This is a genomic window from Saccharospirillum alexandrii (genome assembly GCF_043641555.1).
Classification (GTDB): domain Bacteria; phylum Pseudomonadota; class Gammaproteobacteria; order Pseudomonadales; family Natronospirillaceae; genus Saccharospirillum; species Saccharospirillum alexandrii_A.
Genome location: NZ_JBHZRJ010000005.1, coordinates 407,367 through 426,877 on the forward strand (window position 1 = coordinate 407,367; position 19,511 = coordinate 426,877).

Annotated in this window: 17 protein-coding genes and 1 pseudogene; 3 read left to right on the forward strand and 15 right to left on the reverse strand. The window is 58.7% G+C overall.

What is annotated here, in order from left to right; translation table 11 throughout:
- Positions 1-103 precede the first annotated feature (103 nt).
- From ACHUE7_RS18810 to ACHUE7_RS18845, 8 genes are all read right to left on the reverse strand, one after another.
- Positions 104-1,711: a diguanylate cyclase domain-containing protein gene (locus tag ACHUE7_RS18810; protein WP_394171423.1), complete on the reverse strand. Its 1,608-nt coding sequence runs from the start codon at positions 1,709-1,711 to the stop codon at positions 104-106.
- Positions 1,712-1,773: 62 nt separating this feature from the next.
- Positions 1,774-3,498: a BatD family protein gene (locus ACHUE7_RS18815; protein WP_394171424.1), complete on the reverse strand. Its 1,725-nt coding sequence runs from the start codon at positions 3,496-3,498 to the stop codon at positions 1,774-1,776.
- Complete coding sequence (locus ACHUE7_RS18820; RefSeq protein WP_394171425.1) at positions 3,492-5,171, reverse strand: VWA domain-containing protein; 1,680 nt, start codon at positions 5,169-5,171, stop codon at positions 3,492-3,494. Before ACHUE7_RS18820 ends, ACHUE7_RS18815 begins: the two co-directional genes overlap by 7 nt.
- Positions 5,168-6,139, reverse strand: a complete 972-nt coding sequence (locus ACHUE7_RS18825; protein WP_394171426.1) for a VWA domain-containing protein — start codon at positions 6,137-6,139, stop codon at positions 5,168-5,170. The genes ACHUE7_RS18820 and ACHUE7_RS18825 overlap by 4 nt, the downstream gene beginning before the upstream one ends.
- Positions 6,136-6,591 (reverse strand): DUF4381 domain-containing protein, encoded by a 456-nt coding sequence (locus tag ACHUE7_RS18830; RefSeq protein ID WP_394171427.1) that lies wholly within the window; start codon positions 6,589-6,591, stop codon positions 6,136-6,138. The genes ACHUE7_RS18825 and ACHUE7_RS18830 overlap by 4 nt, the downstream gene beginning before the upstream one ends.
- Positions 6,573-7,487 carry a DUF58 domain-containing protein gene (locus ACHUE7_RS18835; protein WP_394171428.1) on the reverse strand — a complete coding sequence of 305 codons (915 nt, stop codon included), beginning with the start codon at positions 7,485-7,487 and terminating at the stop codon, positions 6,573-6,575. Before ACHUE7_RS18835 ends, ACHUE7_RS18830 begins: the two co-directional genes overlap by 19 nt.
- Positions 7,488-7,503: 16 nt before the next feature.
- A complete protein-coding gene (locus ACHUE7_RS18840; protein WP_394171429.1) occupies positions 7,504-8,460 on the reverse strand; it encodes an AAA family ATPase in 957 nt (318 codons plus the stop codon).
- 459 nt (positions 8,461-8,919) lie between these two features.
- On the reverse strand, positions 8,920-9,288 hold the full coding sequence (locus ACHUE7_RS18845; protein WP_394171430.1) for a DUF6164 family protein: 369 nt from the start codon (positions 9,286-9,288) through the stop codon (positions 8,920-8,922).
- Between the two features lie 270 nt (positions 9,289-9,558).
- Between ACHUE7_RS18845 and ACHUE7_RS18850 the strand changes: the two genes are divergently transcribed.
- Together ACHUE7_RS18850 and ACHUE7_RS18855 are read left to right on the forward strand one after the other, a co-directional pair.
- A complete protein-coding gene (locus ACHUE7_RS18850; protein ID WP_394171431.1) occupies positions 9,559-9,930 on the forward strand; it encodes a hypothetical protein in 372 nt (123 codons plus the stop codon).
- 52 nt (positions 9,931-9,982) lie between these two features.
- A complete protein-coding gene (locus tag ACHUE7_RS18855; protein WP_213676359.1) occupies positions 9,983-10,468 on the forward strand; it encodes a YajQ family cyclic di-GMP-binding protein in 486 nt (161 codons plus the stop codon).
- 194 nt (positions 10,469-10,662) lie between these two features.
- On the opposite strand, the gene ACHUE7_RS18860 is transcribed toward ACHUE7_RS18855, so the two are convergent.
- The 7 genes and pseudogenes from ACHUE7_RS18860 to ACHUE7_RS18890 form a co-directional block, all read right to left on the reverse strand.
- Positions 10,663-11,169, reverse strand: a complete 507-nt coding sequence (locus tag ACHUE7_RS18860) for a copper chaperone PCu(A)C (RefSeq protein WP_394171432.1) — start codon at positions 11,167-11,169, stop codon at positions 10,663-10,665.
- Positions 11,170-11,283: 114 nt separating this feature from the next.
- Positions 11,284-11,655, reverse strand: coding sequence for a hypothetical protein (locus ACHUE7_RS18865; protein ID WP_394171433.1), 372 nt, complete (start codon positions 11,653-11,655; stop codon positions 11,284-11,286).
- Positions 11,656-11,713: 58 nt separating this feature from the next.
- Entirely contained in the window at positions 11,714-12,772 is a 1,059-nt protein-coding gene (locus ACHUE7_RS18870) for an amidohydrolase family protein (RefSeq protein WP_394171434.1), read from the reverse strand.
- 13 nt (positions 12,773-12,785) lie between these two features.
- Positions 12,786-13,412, reverse strand: coding sequence for a DUF6962 family protein (locus ACHUE7_RS18875; protein WP_394171435.1), 627 nt, complete (start codon positions 13,410-13,412; stop codon positions 12,786-12,788).
- 9 nt (positions 13,413-13,421) lie between these two features.
- Positions 13,422-14,621, reverse strand: coding sequence for a pyridoxal-phosphate-dependent aminotransferase family protein (locus ACHUE7_RS18880; RefSeq protein WP_394171436.1), 1,200 nt, complete (start codon positions 14,619-14,621; stop codon positions 13,422-13,424).
- A 51-nt stretch (positions 14,622-14,672) separates the two neighbouring features.
- Positions 14,673-15,386, reverse strand: a complete 714-nt coding sequence (locus ACHUE7_RS18885) for a helix-turn-helix domain-containing protein (protein ID WP_394171437.1) — start codon at positions 15,384-15,386, stop codon at positions 14,673-14,675.
- A 392-nt stretch (positions 15,387-15,778) separates the two neighbouring features.
- A pseudogene (locus ACHUE7_RS18890) lies at positions 15,779-17,459 on the reverse strand (putative bifunctional diguanylate cyclase/phosphodiesterase).
- 249 nt (positions 17,460-17,708) lie between these two features.
- Between ACHUE7_RS18890 and ACHUE7_RS18895 the strand changes: the two are divergent.
- Complete coding sequence (locus tag ACHUE7_RS18895; protein ID WP_394171438.1) at positions 17,709-19,310, forward strand: methyl-accepting chemotaxis protein; 1,602 nt, start codon at positions 17,709-17,711, stop codon at positions 19,308-19,310.
- Positions 19,311-19,511 lie beyond the last annotated feature (201 nt).

Consider the following 19,511-nt stretch of genomic DNA (forward strand, 5'->3'; position numbering starts at 1 on the left):
CCGAAGTCTAGGCCCCACGGACGGGTTCACGCCGGCCCCAGATAGGCATACCCGGTGCCCGACACGGATTCCTGGCACCAAAGCAAACCTAAACGCCGAAACTCTACCCCCGATTCAACCCGCGCTCTGCCGAGTAAACCACTACCCGGTTGCGACCCTCCTCCTTGGCCTGATACAAGGCATCGTCAGCGAATTCCGTCAGTTCTTTCAGGCTATGGTTCTCTGATGGTTTCAGTGTGCACACCCCGGCACTGATGGTGACAACCCGGGCGACGCTGGAATACTCGTGCCGCAGCGCCAGCGCCTCTATTCTGCGCCGGCACTTCTCGGCAATGTCGGCCGGGTCTTCAGTGTCGGGCAAGATCAGCGCGAACTCCTCGCCACCGTACCGGGCCACCAGATCCAGTGGCCGGGTGGCAACCTGGCGCAGGGCTTTGGCCACCTGCTCCAGCGCTGCATCACCCTCGGGATGGCCGTATTCATCGTTATAGGGTTTGAAATTGTCGATATCGAGCATGACCAGTGACAAGGCACTGTGTTGTCGCGCCGCCAGCGCCCATTGCTGTTCCAGATGCTGGTCGAAATGCCGGCGATTGGCGAGCCCGGTCAGACTGTCAGTCAGCGAAATGCGTTCCAGCTCGGATTTCGCCGCGTTCAGATCCTGGGTCTGGCGCTGGGTTACAAACACATAAATCACCAGTAACACCACCACCACCGTGCCCGAGCCAAACACCAGCCAGGGCACATAACTGCGTCGCTGGGAATACAGCGATGCTGCCGGCGTCACCTCGAAGTACCATTGCCGACCTGCCACATCGGGCAGATCGTGAACCACGGTTTGGGAAGTTAGCCAATGCTCGGACGGATCCGGCGGCATGCTGTACAACACATCTTGCGCACCCCGGGTCCTATCGACCACCTGTAACTGCATCTGCTGACTGAGCCGGCTACCGACCGACTGATTCACCAGTTCACCCACCCGAAAGACACCATTGACAAACACCACCCGCGGCTCGTTACCGATGGCTTCACGCTCGTTCACCGGCGGCAAAAACTGCGGAGTAAACACCAGAAACCCGCGCTGATTGTCGGGTTCCTGCACCAGTGTAATACCCGCAGTCGCCACCATTTTGCCACTTTCCATCGACTGCAACAGAGCCGCCAGACGGCGGGGCTCGCTGGCCAGATCAAAGCCGAGAGCCGCCTGGTTCGATTCGATCGGCTCAATCATCTGCACCGGCGCGTATTGGGGCCGCAATGACACCGGCACCACCTCGCCATTGGCATTGCGTTCGGTAACCCGGTAGCCCGGGTACCAGTCCTTCATACGGGATTCGAAGGCGACTAGCGTCTCGGGGGTCACAATCTGCGCCCAGGCAAAGGCCTGAATGGCCGGCGACCGGGCCAGAACGTCATCGGTCAGCTGATCGAAGCGGTCTGGCGTCATGGTCTCGACCAACGACACCGAGGCATTGAGCGCAAACAGAATTTCCAGATTCAGCACCACCTCTCGCTCAAACGACAGCGCCTGTTGCGCCACTTCCGCAGCAAAGGATTGATGAATAGCGTTGGTCTCAGCCTGATACAGAAACCGGGCCAGCGCTGCAAACATAAGAATGCTCAGCGCCGCCAGAATCAGTGTCACGATACGGATGATCGGTGATGCTTTGGCGATGGATGCCACTTCAGTGAAGGGCCGTTCTGACTGCACAGGCAATCCTCTGCGTGGGTATAGTAATGACACTAGCCAAATTTAGGGCGAGCGTCATCAATTCAGGGGTAAAGTGTCATGACATCCGGTTCAGGGGCTTTATCCGCCGGGTGTTGCAACGCCAATACCGCGTCGTTCAGTGCCACCAGCGCGGCCTGGTCGGGTGCTGTCGTTTCTGCACTGGCGGCGAATAAATACGCTTCCACCTGCATCAGCGTAGCCTGCTCTGGTTCTTCGAGCCGGGTGCGCAATTGTCCCGGCGTTCGTTCCGGCCGTGTTCTGAGCCAGCGCAGCAGTGCAGCATGGTAGGCACTCACATCGCCATCGCGGGCTGCTCGGGTCATCTCATCCCGGGCCGGGGGTGACGGGGGGGCTGCTTCACGCCCGGTGCTAAGCGAGGTCTCTCGCAGCCGGCGTTTCAGATAACGATTGCTGGCCCAGAACACCAGGGCCGTGGCCAGCCAGCCAATGCCCAGGCTGGCACTGACCCAGGGCCAGACGCCACTCTGACGGTCTGCCACCTGCTCTGCATCCTGCGCTTCAGCAGAGTCGCCAGAACCGGAGCCGGTCTGCCGCGCGGGGTCGGCCAGCCGGTCCATGGCTTCGTTGCTAATACCTTCTATACGAACGGTACGTGCCGGCAGTTCTGCGTACTGCAGTTCATCGGTACGGGTGTTCCACCAGGGCACGCGAACGGCAGGCAAGTCGTAGCGGCCGGGTTGTGCAAACACCAATGCCGCCTGATCGGTTCGTTGCTGCTGACCGCCGGGCTGGCTGAACTCTGGGCTGTTGCGGTAGAGCCGGAAACCCTCTTCCGCCAACGTCGTCAGTGGGTCGGGCAACTGGGTAGCAGGCTGGCCTTCAATGCGGGTAAGGATCTGCCAATCGAGGTGCTCACCCACCTCGGCCTGCACACTGGCACCCAGGTTATCGCTCAGGGTGACCGACTCGGCTGGCAGCCAGACGGCTTCGGCCGGGTACGAGGCCGGTATGGGCTTAACCTCAACGTCAAAGCCCGGGTGAATGCGGTTCATACGCATTTGCTGGCCGTAGTTGCTGCTTTCGTACTGCCCGACAAAGCGAATTTCGGGAATGGAGAGCGTGCCGTCCTGCTCCGGTGTCAGCCGGTAAACCAACTGGTAGCGCCGGTAGGGTTGGCCGCCGTGACGCGTCTGGGTGTTGTCTTCGTTCAGTTTCTCGGCATCAAAGGCGCTCAGATCCAGCTGGTCGAAATTGCCCTGTAAGCGCACCTGGTAGTCGAGATTGATGGTCAGGGTGGTGCTCTGGCCAATGTACAAGCGCTCATCATCGATCGAGACCGACAGAATCACGGCTTGCTCGGGCAAGCCTTCCTGACGGTCGGCCGGGTCCATCACGGTCACCATAATCGGGCTCGACTGGTCGCCGCTCAATGTGAAATTGGGAATTGCCAAGGTGCCGATTTCGCGCGGTTGCAACTGCAGCCGCCATTCCCGCCAGCGCTCCTGGCCCTGGGCGGTCGAGTACCGGCTTTGTGTGGTTTGCGATTGGCCAACCACCTCGAACAGGGTGGTCAGCGCCGTCAGATCCAGCGGCTCATTGGCGGCGGGAAAGTCGGCACGAATGGTCAGCGTCAGCAGTTCATCCTGATACAGCCGCGTGCGATCCACATCGGCCGTCACCGCCGCGACGGCGGCTGCGCTGACCAGCCACAGAGCCACCAGCAAGCCGGTGGCACAGCAGCGACGGCCGGCTTTCAGGGCATAGGCCGGCAAAGACATCAGGCGGTCGCGCGCGGTGTTTACCATAACGAATCAGGCTCCTCGTCCGTTGGGGCTTGTTGAAACTGGTACTGGAATTTTCGCTGCAACACCTGGCCCTGAACGGCGGGCACCCGGTTGAGCAATTGCTCCACGGCCTGGTCACGGCGCCGGGTTTCCAGGTCTGCCTCCGGTTCCGCCTGAGCATCGGCGTCTTCCGGTTCACCCGGTTCTTCATCGCTTCCGGCGTCATCCTCTTCCGGCGGCTGAGGTTCATCCTGGTTGCCCGGCTGTTCCTGTGACTGTTGAGCGGGGTCTTGCGACTCGGCCGATGGTGAGTCTGAATCGCCGTCTTGCTGGTCTTCGCTTTGCGAATCCTGTTGCTGCTGATCCTGCTGCTCTTGTTGTTGCTGTTGCTCCAGCGCTTCGGCTACCCGGTCTCTGTTGTGGCGGGCGGCGGCCAGATCGGCTCTGGCCAGGGCGTCATCGTAGGCATCGATGGCTTCTTGCAGGCGTCCCTGATGTGCCAGGGCATTGCCCCGGTTGTAGTGGGCCGCGGCGTTATCCTGCTGCTGCCAGAGCTGGGCAGCCTGCTCGTAATCGCCCTGTTCGAATGCCAGCTGGGCGGCCAGGTCTGGGCGCTCGGTCAGCGCCAGGCTGCGATCTGCCTCGCCTTCCTGATACGCCTGAAAGGCGCGCTGTTCCCGGTTTTTAAGCAGCGGGTCGGCCCAACTGGCGGCCTCTGCCGGCATGGGCTGCCACAGCAGGCCCAGCGGCAAGGCGTAGACCAGGCCACGCCGGTACCAGGGCAGTAACAGGACTAACGCCGGCAATAACAGCCAGAAACCCCACTCACGCACCTGGCGTTCACTGGAGGCCTCGCCCCGGTCGATACTGAGATCAAGATTGGCCACCGGTTGCTCCATGGGCAGCAGCGTCGCGTTCAACTGACCGGCGACATCCCGAAACCCGGCCCGGTCCAGCGTGGGCATCACCATGCGGCTGCCGTCCTGCAGGTAACCGCTGCCATCCGGCAGGGGAATCGGGCCGCCCGACTCGGTGCCCATGGGCATCAGCCAGAGGCGTTCCACCGGGGGCCGGGCTGCCAGCAGGGCGTCGATTCGGCCGGGGCTGGCGTCGTCGGTGATCCAGAGCAGCTGGCTGCGGCCCTGAAACGATTCAAGTCGCTCGCTCACCTGCTCAAACGCCAACTCTGGCCGGTTGCCGAACTGCGGCATGATGTAGGGCGACATCTGTTCCAGCTGCAACGCCAGGGTTTCGATATCCCGGGTAAGCGGTACCAGCCAGTGCGCCGAGCCCGAATACACCAGCACGGCGGTGCGTTCAAACACGCCCGACGAGGCCCAGTCTTGCACCAGACGCTCAGCTCTAACGGCGCGGGACGGCGGCGTATCCTCCACCGTCATCGACAGGGTGGCATCGAGTACCACGATCAGGTTACCTGCCGTGAGCGTCGTGCCGCCGGTCAATGGTCGCGCCGGCCCTGCTGCGGCAACAATCAACAGAACACCGGCCAGCAGCAAGGCACCTTGCGACAGAGACTGCCGCCGGGCACCGCCCTGGTAATTCAAGCGACGCAGCAGACGTTCATCCATCAGCCGGTGCCAGGCACCCAGTCGTTGCTGTCGCCGCCAGCGCCAAATAGCCCAGACCAGCCAGGGCAGCAACGCCAGCAATATCAGTGGACGCGTCCAGATCATGACGGTGCCCTCCTGCGTCGGCGCGGCAACCGGGCGTGCTGACCAATCACGATCACCAATACCGCCGCCAGGGCGGGCACCCAAAACCATTCGGCGGCCAGTCGCTGCGCCTGCCCGGCCCGGGGGCTGGGTTCCAGAGCGTCGATGCGGTCGTACACCCGGGCCAGTTCGTCGGTGTTTTCAGCGGCAAAGAGTTCACCCCCGGTCTCCCGGGCAACGCGGCCCAGGGTCTCCACATCGACCCCGGCGCCACGCATGATGCCGAAGAAATCGCCACTGCGCTGTTGCCCGAAGGCAATGGTGTGCACCCGAATGCCACTGTCGCGCGCGGCGCCGGCGGCGGCCATGGGCTCGAGTTCACCGGCGTTATTCTCGCCATCTGACAGCAGCAGGATCACCGGGTCGGTGACCGGCTGATCGCGCAGCTGCTTAACCGCCAGGCCCAGGGCATCACCAATGGCGGTACTGTCGCCCGCCATGCCGGGCAGAATATCAAACAGCAGGTCGCGCACGGCTTCGACATCCGGCGTCAGTGGTGCCTGGGTATCGGCAAATTCGCCAAACACCACCAGGCCAAGTGCATCGCCCTGGCGTTCGCGGGCAAAATCGCCGACCACCTGCTGTACCGCCTGAAACCGGCGCACCCTCTGGCCATCCCACTCCATATCCGGTTCTTCCATGCTGCGCGAGACATCCACAACCAACATGATGGCCCGGGCCGGTTGTTCGGGTTCAACCCAGGGGCCCAGCGTCTGGGGGCGCGCCAGGGCCAGCAACAGCAAGGCCCAGGCCAGCCACAGCCAGCGGCTGTGCACGGCCGAAGGTCCGCCACTCGAGGTTCCACCCGCCGACCAGCGCGCCAGCACCGGGTGATCAAGCCGGTCGCCCGCATCCACTGCCTTTACCCAGCGAGCGATCATCCAGGGCACCGGCATCAGCGCGAGCATCCACCACCAGGCCAGCGTCATCGGCACCACCGTTTGATCAGGGTGCGCGGTTCGCGCCAGTCGATGTCAACGTGGGAGTCTGGGCGATAGTGAGCATTGACCCAGGCAGGTACTTCGTTTCTGTTCAGGGTAGCCCGCACCAGTTGGGCGAAGGCGGGAGCGGATTCGGCTTTGTGCGCGGGCGCGTGCTGCGCGGCTGCGTTGCGTAGCAGTATGTGCAGCTGCTGCAACTGGCGTGCGCCATTGGGTTCCTGCTGCAGGGTTTTCAGGGCCAGCAAACAGCGCCGGCGCATGCGCCTCCGGCGCCACAGCCACGCGCCAGCGACGATGGCGGCAACCAACAGAATCACACTCAGCCAATACACCGGCGCCGGAGGCCAGAACCCCGGTGCGGCGGGCGCGGCATTCGCTTCAAGTTCGGCCAGCAAGGTCGCCAGCGCTGGATCTTGCGGACTCAGCTGTGGATTGGCCAACGGTTCACCTCCCCCCAGTCGAAATCGTGAACAAAATGGCTGATCAGCCGGGCCTGGTGTGCCGGTGCCCAGCGTTGCCAGGCCCGTTGACGGTGTTCAAAGGCCCGGTGGTGGGCGCTGCGCACCGAGGCTGAGCCGGTGTCGAGCTGAACGCGTTTATCGCGCGCGCGGCCCTGCAATACGCCAACGTCGGGCAAGTCGGATTCGAGCCGGTCGATCGGCTGCAGAATCAGGGTGCGGTTTATGCGCGCCTGCGGCAGGCAGGCAGCCAGGGCATCGGGTTGCCAGTGCGACAGGTCGGAGATCAGCCACAGGGTCGGGTTCTGGCGCAGCAGCGACGCTATGTCGCTCGACGCCGGCGGTACGGTACCCTCACGGTACTGTCCGGCCAGTTGGGCATGGGCGTCGACCAGTCGCTGGCAGAATTGAGCGACGTCACTTGAGCGGCGCAGCATCATCGGGCGGGCATCACCCACGCCGGTAATCACGGCCCGGGTCGGGTGGCGCAGCGCCAGCAGGCGCCAGGCAAGAAAGGCAGCCCAGTGGCAGGCCAGCACGGATTTCAGGGCTCTCTCGCTGCCAAAATACAGGCTGTCGGACAAGTCGACCCAGATCAGCTGCGCCGCCTGCCGGTCTTCTTCCATCACCTGCACATAGGGCGCCTGCTTGCGGGCAGTGACGTGCCAGTCGATGCGGCGTACGTCGTCACCGGGCTGATAGAGGCGCATCTCAACAAATTCGCGCCCCTGACCCCGAAACGGAGAGCGCTGCTCGCCCGCACCCAGCCCGAGCGCCCGGCGCACCGGCACCCGGCCGAGATCCGCTGCGACAAAGCGCAAGGCCAGTAACTCGTCTCGTTCTACTTCGGTACCCTCAACCGCAAAGGGTGTCGCCATGCCCGCTGTGCTCATATCACCCGACGGCCACCCGCTCCAGCAAATGGTTGACCACACTGACACCGCTCCAGCCCTGCGCCTGGCCAGACAGTGACAGCACCAGCCGGTGCGCCAATACCCGCACGGCGACCCGTTGCACTTGCTCGGGTGTGACGTAATCGTGCCCCTCGAGCCAGGCTAGCGCCCGTGCACAGCGGTCGAGTGCTATGGTGCCTCGCGGCGAGGCACCAAACTCGATTACTCCGGCCAGTTCGGCACTGTAGCGTTCGGCGGAGCGGGTCGCATCGACCAGATGCACCAGGTAATCGGTAACGGCATCGGCCATATACACGTCGTTAAGCGCCCGGCGAGCGGCAAGCACGTCATCGGGCGAAACCTGGGGCAAAGCCCGGATGTGATGGGCTTCCTCTTCCCGCGCCAGCTTTAAGATAGCGTGCTCAATGCCGACATCGGGATAATCGAGCGACACTTTCAACAGGAAACGGTCGAGCTGGGCTTCGGGCAAGGGGTAGGTGCCCTCGTGCTCCACCGGGTTTTGCGTGGCCATCACCAGAAACGGCGAGGCCAACGGGTAGGTGGTGCCGGCAACCGATACCTGGCGTTCCGACATGGCCTCCAACAAGGCCGACTGCACCTTGGCTGGCGCCCGGTTAATTTCATCGGCCAGCACCAGGTTGGCAAACACCGGACCGGGCTGAAATTCAAAGCGATGCTCATCGGCCCGGTAGATTTCGGCCCCGGTTATATCAGAAGGCATCAGGTCGGGCGTGAACTGCACCCGGCTAAAGGCGCCATGCACCCCTTCAGCCAGGGCTTTAATGGCGGTGGTCTTGGCCAGGCCCGGCGCGCCTTCCACCAGCAAATGCCCGTCGGCGAGCAAGGCCAGCAGCAGCGATTCGACCAGTTCCGGCTGCCCCAGAATCCGGTGTTGGAGGGCGTCTTTCAATTCGAGCAGAGGGTGTTGCGTTGCCATTGGCGAGCCTGTTTCATTCATGGAGTTGAATCGATCAGTGAACGCCGGTCCCGCAGACCGACCCGTCGATTCTAGAGCGCTGTCAGGCCGGGTCAACGGCACCGGCAAAAGGAGGTGGGGGGTTTACACTGACTTGACCATGCTTGTTCTTGGTTTATGGCTGTGGCGTCGTGCCCTGCGTTGGAAATTCTTGAGGGTAATTGACCTAGTGCCAACTTCAATTACAGCGTCATGCGGGCTGTCGGGCACATCTACTGGAGGCACGCTGTAAATACATCCATGTACGCTCGGAGACAAAATATGAATCCCCTCCATGGGATTCACCCTTCGGGCTCGCTGCGCTCGTGCTAAAACGCTCCCGGCGCTTTAGTCCATGTTGTCTAACGGCCACCAGTAGATGCACCCGACAGCCCTTGGGCAGCACGCAGGCAAATTAGAGAGAATTTCTAACGCAGGACACTAACCCCGCACCCAATTGAAAAATGGCCAAATCGAAATGGCGACCACTACTGCCAAACCAACCCACACCAGAATCAGAGTCGCAGGCTCGTCACGCCACCGATCTTTCCAACTGGGTGCCCGGCCCTCTTCGCGGGCTCGTTGCATGGCATCACGTTGCTCGATCTGACGCTGCCGTTGATAACGGTCGATGCAGGCTCGCGCGGCAGCATAATCGTCATCCTTAACTAACCAGATAGCGGCCACCGAAATACGCCAGCGACCCGCGCTGGTTTCATAAAACTCAAAGCCTTCTGCCGTGAGCAAGTCACGCACTTCATCTGCCTCTTGCTCACTGACGCCATTTAACCGGAATACCAAAACGGCCACGCCGTTCTCCTTTAGATTTCAATCTTAACACTTAGTAAAGTAAGAGTTAGTAGCCAAGTGAGTGCCAGGTGCCGGGTATGCCTCTCCGGGGAAGTCCGCAGCAGGGATGCTGCGGTCTAGGCCCCATGGATGGGTTGAGTAGGCGGCACCCCGCCCGACCCCAGACAGGCATACCCGGTGCCTGACACGGACCACTAACCGCCGAAGCTTGCGACTCTAACCGGTTTGGTCGTATGGTTGCTATCCCAGTCTTAGCCGGCACACCCGATCATGAACTTTGGCCCGTCCGACCTGGTTACCAACAGCGTAACCTTCACCCTGAGTAATGGCGAGCCTGCCGAGCAGCTGTGGTTGCGCGGTGGCTCTGTATTGGTGATCAGCGCGACGGCGCTGGCCCTGTACAAAGACGCCGCCGCCGTCGACGACCCGCTTGGCAATGGCCTGATTGCGCTGACCGATCTGCCCAAAACCTCACCGCTGACCCATCTCGACGGCCATTTTATGACCGAACATCGGGCCGGGTATATCGGTTTGCACGGGGAACGGATGCTGTTAATTACTCCGGTTGCCATTCAACTGTTCGATGAACGTCGGGATGCGCTGCAGAACCGCAACGAGCGGGCCCGGTTGCCGTTGGAATAACGGGTTGTGTTAAACTGCCCGCACTCTCACTTTCCGACTTAAGGACACCACCATGCCTTCCTTTGACATCGTCTCCGAAATTGATGAAGTGGCCCTGCGCCATGCCGTCGACAACGCTAACCGGGAACTGGCCACCCGCTTCGACTTTCGCGGCGTCGAAGCCAGCATCGAGCAAAAAGGCCTGGTGGTCACGCTGAAGACTGAATCTGACTTTCAACTGCGCCAGCTGGAAGAACTGTTCTCCAAAGCCTGCGTCAAGCAGGGCATCAGCGCCGCCGGTGCCGACAAGGAAGACACGCCCGTGCACAGCGGCAAGACGTTTTCCTGGAACATGACGTTCAAACAGGGCATCGACCAGCCAACGGCCAAGAAAATTATCAAGCTGATCAAAGACAGCAAGCTGAAAGTTCAGGCATCGATTCAGGGAGAACAGGTGCGGGTTAACGGCAAAAAGCGGGATGATCTGCAGGCGGTCATGGCCCTGCTGAAGCAGTCTGATATCGAAATTTCACTGCAGTACAACAACTTTCGCGACTGAGCGAACAACTCAAAAATGAGCTAACGTGGCATTGGCCCGCACCGGCTACCGGGTATGCCCCTGTGGGGTCGGCGTAGATCCATCCTTGGAGCCTAGGCCGCAGCATCCCTGCTGCGGACTACCCCACAGCGGCACACCCGGCAACCGTTGCTTGTCAGTTCAGGTACTTCAAAGCTCTATTAATCAATAAACTTCTAGTGACTCATATCACCATGGTCCATCTCCATGGCGTCCCCACCCTGATGCGGGCCCTGCTCACCCGGGCCTTCGATCGTGAGTTCAACCTCAATCTCACCAGCCTGTTCAAATTTCAGCGTCACGGTTTCACGCTCGCCTTCCACCAACCGACGCTGCAAACCGATAAACATCAGATGATAGCTTCCCGGACGCAGCACAAGTTCCTCCCCCTCAGGAACGGCTACACCGTCCGGCAGATGCTGCATGCGCATCATGCCATCGGCCATACTCGATTCGTGAATCTGAACCTCGGCAGCAAAGTCGACCACCGCTCCGATCAGACGGTCGGGCTGGTCGCCAGCATTGTTAATGCTCATGAAGCCCCCGCCAACCGGCGCCCCCGGTGCCGTTGCCCGCGCCCAGGGGTGATCGATCGACAAGGATCCCAGGGTATAGTCATGGGCTTGTGCCACAACAGAAAACAAGAGTGTGGCCAGCGCCACGGTCAGTTTGATGTTACGCATCGTTGAATTCCTCAGTGCATCGACGAAATGACGCAAGCAGGCCGATTCCGTCGTTAGATCATAGGTTTTATCAGTGATAGGCCGCGCGATGAAGACAACAGCCGATGGTATAACTTACAGGTGGGCAGTCAGGGGGGGAGCGCGGCTGAAATAGGCTTGAAACGAGGTTGCACGAGGTGAGACAAGGCGGTCTTGCCGGGTAACTACGGCCACACCTGGCAAGGTTGCAAACGGCCAGGCCTGGGGCAAACCCAGTGCCTGGTTCACGCAGGGGCAGTGTTGCGACGACGAGTCGGTCTCAACGGGCGCGTGCTCGGCTGTCTCCAGTGTATCAATCTGCACCCAGGTGACACCCAGGCCGGTGCACAGGCGCAGCCAGCCCTCAGCAGTCTGAATGCTGCTGGCATTAACGATGGGTATGGCGGTGAAGCACAGCCAGGTGATGACCTGGAGTGCCCAGCCCGCCCGGAGCTGCCGTCGGGTCACAGCGTCATGTCTCGCTATTAGGGTGGGTTACGATGACGCACGCGGCCGGGTGCGTCAATCAGCAAACCGGTGGCGCAACATCATCGATGTCGAGCAGATCAAAGTAACTCTGCCCCAGGGCGATGTAGCGAAAGGCACGTTTATCAAGAAACTGGTTGATGTAGCTGTTCTGCTCCAGTGCCCGCAGGTAATCGTTATAGCCGGTGTAGCTGGAGGCCACCAGATCAGTACCGGTCAGGATTCTGCTGGCGTATTGGTTCAGAAACCCGACATAGTGTTCACGCCGGTCTGCATCGCGGAAGTAGCCGTCGTACAGAACGTTCCAGGAAATATCGAACCAGAGGTTGGGATAAGCATCCATCAGCCGGCTCATTTGGGCGACGTGTTCTTGCGGGTCGAGTTCCATTTGCTCGCGCGACGTGCCCAGGTGCATCCACACCACGGTGTTCTCCGGGTACTGTTCCAGTACCGCTTCCATCAGGTGCACATAGCCGTAATCGTCTTCGTCGTTGCCCATGTCGGAATGCAGAGCCAGCGGCATGTTGCGCTCAGCCAATTGCTCCATAAAGGGGGCCCAGTTGGCAATGTCGTCCAGCGTGGCCGCTTCGTGGCCGTAGGAAAACAGCGCCTGCTTGACCAGATTCGCCTCACCCATCCACTGAAACAACCCCGGAAATTCCCGGTCCAGTATCGCCATGCGGTCGACTATGCCCTCGGGGTTTTGCAGATCGGGGAACGTCATTGAGGCACGCAGTTCCACCCCGGTTCTGGGGTAGGCATTCATGTTCACGCCGTTGACGAAATCGTTTTTCATCGTCGGAGCGATCACTGCACTGCCGCTGCAGTCGCCGCCGTTGAGACAAGCCCAGTCTTGAATGCGGGTCTGGCCGATGCCGTAGACATTGGCGTACTTGATGCCAGCGCGTTGCAGGTATTCGACCATGACCTGATGATCAATATGCGGGCCGCTGAAGGGTTGAAAATGCAGGTGGCTATCAACCACCAGCCGGTGCCCCTGTACACTGCGGTCATAACACATCTCTGCCAGCGCAGAACCACTGACGACCAGAGACAACAAAGCGCCCACCAGCGCTGTCTTCCTGCCACCCTGCCTCATTCCATACCCTCTTTTATTGCCTATTCTCATTCATTCTGTCAGCCGGCCAGGCAAACACCTGGACCATGCAATACGCCCAGAAAGCCAGCCCCAGATGAAATATATCCATACGCACAGGCAGCCCCAGCAAGGGCTCGGTGCCGCCGCCGATGACCAACCCATTGACCACAAACACCACGGCGGCAAGCAATAGCCAGCTCGCCTGTACGGGCTGCCCCCGGCGCCACAAGGCCACGGCTATAGCCACCGCGACCAGCGTCATGGCCAGCCCAATAACGAGTTGAAACACGGATAACCGGGCCAGCCAGTAACCGAGGATAAACACCAGCGCCGCATCGGCCAAATGCGCCAGCCATAATTTACGGTGCAGGCGCAGCCAGCCAATCCAGTCGAGCAATGCCATGGTCAGCAGATAGAGACCGGCAACACCAAAGACCCGGGAGGCCAGGGTGTGCAGGTCATCGAGCCGGGCCTGCCACTGAAAACCGAACTTGACTGCGCCAATCGCCGAGGCCAGCCCCAGCAATGCAAAACAGACTGCGGCTAAAAAGGCCGCCGACCGGCGGGTTTGCATCAAGCGCTGACTGGCCCACCAGGCACTGGCCGTCAGAATCACTTCGGCCACCCACCAGTGCGTCATCGGGCGGCCTTACTCTTCAGCCGACAGGGCTTGCAGGCGATTCTCCAGCTCGGCCATGCCCGCTGGCACATCCACCGGGTAGCCCAGAGCATTGAAGGTGGAACCAAAGGCATGCAAGGTGCGAAACAGGTTGTGAACCCGGCACTGTTCGCCCATCTGACCAATGCGCACAATGGGCGGGCCAAAGGAACCGGCGATCTCTACCCTGAAATGTTTAGAGATGTGGGCGCATACCGCTTTCGAATCCAGACCTTCAGGCAGGGCGATGCCCACCACCGAATTCAGTCGGGCCTCATTAGGCACATAGAGTGACAGACCCAAGGCTTCAATACCGCCCTGCAACGCCAGGCTGCTCTTGCGATGGCGCTGAAAACGACGCTCCAGGGTTTCTTCGCACACCAGACGCATGGCTTCGTGTAGGGCCAGCAGGCCCGATACCGGTGCCGTGTAATGATAAGAGGCTTCATGCCAGAACCGGGTGGCCAGCAGGGCATCGAGCGTCCAGTGCGGCATCGGCACCGGGCGTTGCAGAATGCGTTGCCAGGCCAGTTCGGAAAACGCGACCAGCGACACACCGGGTATTGAGCTCAGGCCTTTCTGGCCACCGGTGATCACCACATCGATGCCCCAGTCGTCCATGTTCAATTCCATGGTACTCAGCGTGCACACCGCATCGACAATGAGGCGACAGTCGTAACGCTGAGCCAGGGCGCCAATGGCAGCCAGATCTTTATTGTGAGTGGTGTTGGACGTTTCACCCTGAACAATGGTCATTACCTCAGGCTGAAACGTCTGCAGAATGTCTTCAATGCGACGGGGGTCAGCGCTGCAGCCTTCATCGACCAGCAAACGTTCGACTTCACCACCGGCCCGCAGGGCCATTTCAGACAGGCGCTGCGAAAAAAAGCCATTGCAAACGCACAGCACCCGCGTGCCCGGCCATACCAGGTTGGTAACCGCCATTTCCATCGCCGCCGAGCCGGGACCGGCCACACCCATCAGCCAGGGCGATTCGGTCTGAAAGATATAGCGCCCCATGCGCTTCACCTGATCGATGATCCGCGCCATGGTCTCGCCCAGGTGATTGATCACAATGCCGTTCGCCGCCGCCACCGGGCCGGGAATGGGCACCGGACCGGCCCCCATCATCAACAGGGGTTCTTCGGGCAATATCTGGTTGAGGCCATCAATGTGGGGAACTTGGATCATCCTGGGCGCGTCCGGCTGGGTGGGAAATCAGTAATCGAAACAGTGCCCATATCATGATGTGCGACGCCCGGCAGCGCAACCATCAGCCATGCCAGAATATGTCCCGGAGTTGTCTTTCATGGACAGAGCTCGTTCACTCGCCACCAGCAGCGCCTTGCGCTTGGCCAGCGTTTCGCTGGGCTTCTCACCGAATTGACTTGCATACAGTGCAGGCAGACGCCCCAGATGGTTCAGGCCATGTTCCAGCGCATGCCAGGAAATGCTGGGCGAATCGCCTTCACACGACAGCAAGGCCATGCGCAGTCGGAGCAGCTTGCAGCGCTGGTAATAACGGTACGGCGTCATGCCGATGTAACGTTTCATCTGGTAGTAAAGGGTGCGCTCGCTGCTGTGCACAATTCTGGTCAGGTCCTGCAGGTTGAACTCCCAGCCCGGGTTGTTGGCAATGAATTGAACCGCCTGCTCAATTTTTGGATCAATTATTCGCCGTCGGGGCAGGTTGATCTGGAAGGTCGGTTCACTCAGGCACGCCGTCAGTTGTGTCAGCATATACCGGGTCTCACGGACGGCACTGTCATAGTCCGGGAAATACCGGCTCCTCAGGTTATACTCCTCCAGCAGCGAGCGAACTTGCTGCCGTTGACGATCAGACTCCAAAAAGCTCCGGTCACTTGAGAACCTGGCAGCGTCTGATTCTGGAAACTGAACAATCGTCAATACCGAATGGCCGTCGGTAACCAGGTCAAAGGGTTCATCGGCACGCACAAGGAATACATCATTCTTAAATTGTATTCGCCCCGTGCATACCCAGATCAGCACCGGCTGACCAGCGTTCCGTCCAGTCACCCCCGTAGATCCGTCCACAACGATCTGACCCAGATTGCCACTGGCGGTATAAAGGATGGACATCCCGGGGAAACTTTTCACGCTGGGTGGGAATGAAAACTCAATACCGGGGAGACCAAGCAGTACTTTAACACTTCCCAGCCACTGCCCGGGACTTGACCGGGTAAAGCGCAAATAGGAAGCCAATCCAGATCCGTAATACATCATCAGACTCTTGTTATGGTGTCATTCGTGGGGCTCTTATATGAGACTATACTAAAACTGGATCACCCGATCGGTGCGGCGGACCACTGCAGCGATAATCTGCAACGCTATTGATCCATATCAAGGGCGTGAAACAATTGCTCGCTCCAGCGCTGGGGTTTTGCGAAAAGGAACCCCTGGCCATGTTTGCAATCTAACTGGCACAGAATCAGTCGCTGCGGTTCGTTTTCCACACCTTCTGCAACCACTTCGAGGTTCAGGGCATGGGCCATGGCCAGAATGGCCCTGACCAGAGTAATGTCAGCTTGTTGCTGGTTAAGCCTGGCAACAAAGCTCCGGTCAATCTTGAGAACATTGACCGGTAGCGACTGCAGATACGCCAGTGAAGAATATCCAGTACCGAAATCGTCAATCGCTATTCGAATGCCCTGTTCCTGCAATGACGCCAGTTTTAAACTCAGCTGATCATCAAAATGAACCAGTGATGTTTCGGTGATCTCCAGTTCCAATTCCCAGTTAAGCTGATCGGTATAACGGCGCATTCGGGTTATTTCCGAGACGAAACCGTCGTCCAGCATATGCCGGGCAGAAACGTTAATGGCCAGACGTATACCCATGGGTAGTCTGAAGGTGCTCTCCTTCAAGTGTACTTGAATATTCTGCAAAACAACGGTCGTCAACTCGGCTATCCATCCTCGTTTTTTCGGCAATCGGGATAAAGTCGCTGGGTGGTACCGGACCGAGAACTGGGTGATGCCAGCGCATTAGTGCTTCCAGCCCTGTTACTTCACCACTTTCAAGCATGTAATGTGGCTGATAAACCACACTGAATTCATGCTGGGATTCGACGATTGAGCGAGACAAATACTGCCCAATGGTTTCTTCATACAACAGCGTTCGGTTGATGTCCGGATTGAAAATCTGGTACCGAAACCGGCCCATACGCTTAGCGGAGTACATGGCCTGATCTGCTTTTTCAAGCAGCGATCTGTCTTCGTCTGCATGCAAGGGAAACAAACTGGCACCGATCGACAAGCTTATATAATGTGGCTCATCATTAACAACAAAGGGTTCTTTGAAGGCGTTCAGTATTCTCTCGCAAAACGCTTCTGTTCCGGCCATGCTGTCAACCTCGATGATGGCTGCAAATTCATCTCCTGAGAGACGCGCAAGTACATCCCCCTTGCGCAAGACCGAATGCAGCCGCTGTGCCACCTGCACCAACAACTCGTCACCCTTCGCATGACCATGAAGGTCGTTCACTTCCTTGAAGAAATCGAGGTCCAGGTACAGCACTGAGAAGTGTGCCGGGGAATGATCCTGCTGTCCGGTTCTCGATTCCAGGAATGCCTGGAACAAATGGCGGTTGGGCAGTCGGGTAAGCATATCGTAGTAGGCGAGGCTGGCCAGTTTTTCATCCATCGCAGCCAGGTCACCAACGTCCATGAAGGTGCCGACATAGCACTGCGACTCATTCACTTCGACGCCGTATATCGTCAGCCATTGTGGATATATCTCACCATTGGAACGCTGGTTCCAGATCAACCCTTCCCATCTATTTTCTATTGACAACTGTCGCCACATGCTGCGGTAAAAATCACGTCCATGATAGCCCGAGCTGAGAACCGAGGGTTTTTCACCAACCACGGTGTCGGCGTCGTATCCGGTCACCTGTTGAAAAGCCCGGTTGACGTAGACAATCCGGGGTTCCTGAGTCGCGAGCATCATGGCTCGGGGGTGGCCGTCGACAAGTGCCTTGAATTCCCTGTCCAGAATACCTGTGTCCATAAGTCAGAATGATTCAATGTGTCGGTGTGTATGAACAGGCTAGTGAAGTTTCAGGACCAGCCTATCCAGATAATGCAAATTAATGCGTCAATACATTGAAGAAGGTGACTTCTGGTTTTCGCAAGCAAGCTTTTTCGCTGGTGATTTCCTGAAAACTCCGAACCCGAATAGAAAATTTGCAAAATCTGGATGGCTGCATTTGGGTTGGCCACTCATAGTGGCTGACACCTAGAAAATCGAGACAGCAGAATGCGTAAAACAAGACCAGTCACTGGACATCAGCGGTTATACGCGGCCAGCGAACATCTGATTACTACAACAGAACTCGATAGCACCATTACTGCGGTTAATGACAGTTTCGTGGCCATTTCCGGCTACACGAAAGATGAGCTTATTGGCCAGCCACACAACCTGATACGACATCCGGATATGCCAGAAGGCGCCTTTGCAAATTTGTGGGAATCCATCCGGGCCGGCAATTCCTGGAAAGGGCTGGTTAAAAACCGGTGCAAGAATGGCGATCATTACTGGGTGGACGCCTTCGTAACTCCCATCACCAAAAACGGAAAAACCGTTGAGTACCAGTCAGTTCGGGTACTGCCAACTCCGGAACAGGTTGCACGTGCCGAGAAGGTCTACGAGGCCTGGCGTACGGGCAAACTGCCTTCACGATATCAGGCTCTGGCTTTACCCTTGCATCTCAAAATAACAGCCGCCTATTTGGCCCTCACCGGACTGCTGCTGATCAGCGGTCTCTTTCAGGCGCTATGGACCCTGGCATACGGTTTCACTGGCATGTCTTTGTTGTTTGCAGCGACGCTGTTTGCTGTCTGGCCTCAGGTAAAACTGGCCCGTGAAGCCCGAGCGGGAACTCATCCGGTTATGCCCTACCTCTACACCGGCAAGCGAGGCGACTCTGCCTGGCTGGAGTACGATCGAATGAAACGGGATTCAACGATGAGGGCCATCGCTGCACGCATGCATGCCAACGTGGGTGTCATGGGTGTGTCTAAGGAAAAGACACTCGATTGCATTCAGTTTTCAATGAACCACATTCACTCCCAGCGGGGCGATATTGTTTCAATCAATCAGGCTTTTGATGAGCTCGAATCCAGCGTTCACCGGGTCAGCGAGCTGACAAGCATTACTCACTCCGCCACTCAGTCTGCTCGTGAGTCATCAAAACTGAGCCATGAAAAAATGCAACAGATGACCGATGCCATCACTGCGCTCACGTTAACACTGGAGCAGGCGTCCACGGGTATCGAAGACCTGGCCCGTCGTAGCCTCGATATCAACAAAGTGTTGGACGTTATTACCGACATTGCTGAACAAACCAACCTGCTGGCTTTGAACGCTGCCATTGAAGCAGCCCGGGCGGGCGACGCGGGACGGGGGTTTGCCGTTGTCGCCGATGAAGTTCGCGGTCTCGCCCGGCGCACCCGAACTTCCACCGATGAAATTAGCACCATCATCAATGGTCTTCGGAACGTCACCGAATCGGTCGTGGCAACCATTCATCAGGGCCATTCGGCGTCCTCTTTGGCAACCACCATGACCCGGGAAGCGCAATCGAGCCTCAGTGATGTACTTAGTCACATTGAATTGATTGAACAACACGCTCAGGAAGTGGCCAGCGCTACCGAAGAACAATCCGCTCTCAGTATTCAGGTACAGCAGCAAAGCAGTAGCCTCGGTGCTCTTGGTGATCAATCGGTTACCAGCAGTGAGCATGCCTGCCACGAATCAGAAAATCTGGCACTTGCCGTTGACCGCGCGCAACTGCTGGCCAGCCACTTTTTAGCCATGCTAACCCGGGATATCAGAGAGGCAATCACAGAAACCCACTAACAACCAAGCACAGGCATGGCTGACACCGGTTGGCCTTCCTGGCCCGATTTTTATCAAGCCTCCGAAATCGCCACAGACCTCCAAACAAATCTTTACATCCTCTTTCATCCCTGCCACCACATAACCGCTGCAGATCACTACACTACTGAACACACCGTATTGTTTGGGCCAACCACCGGCCCGGACTCATCGACTTATGAA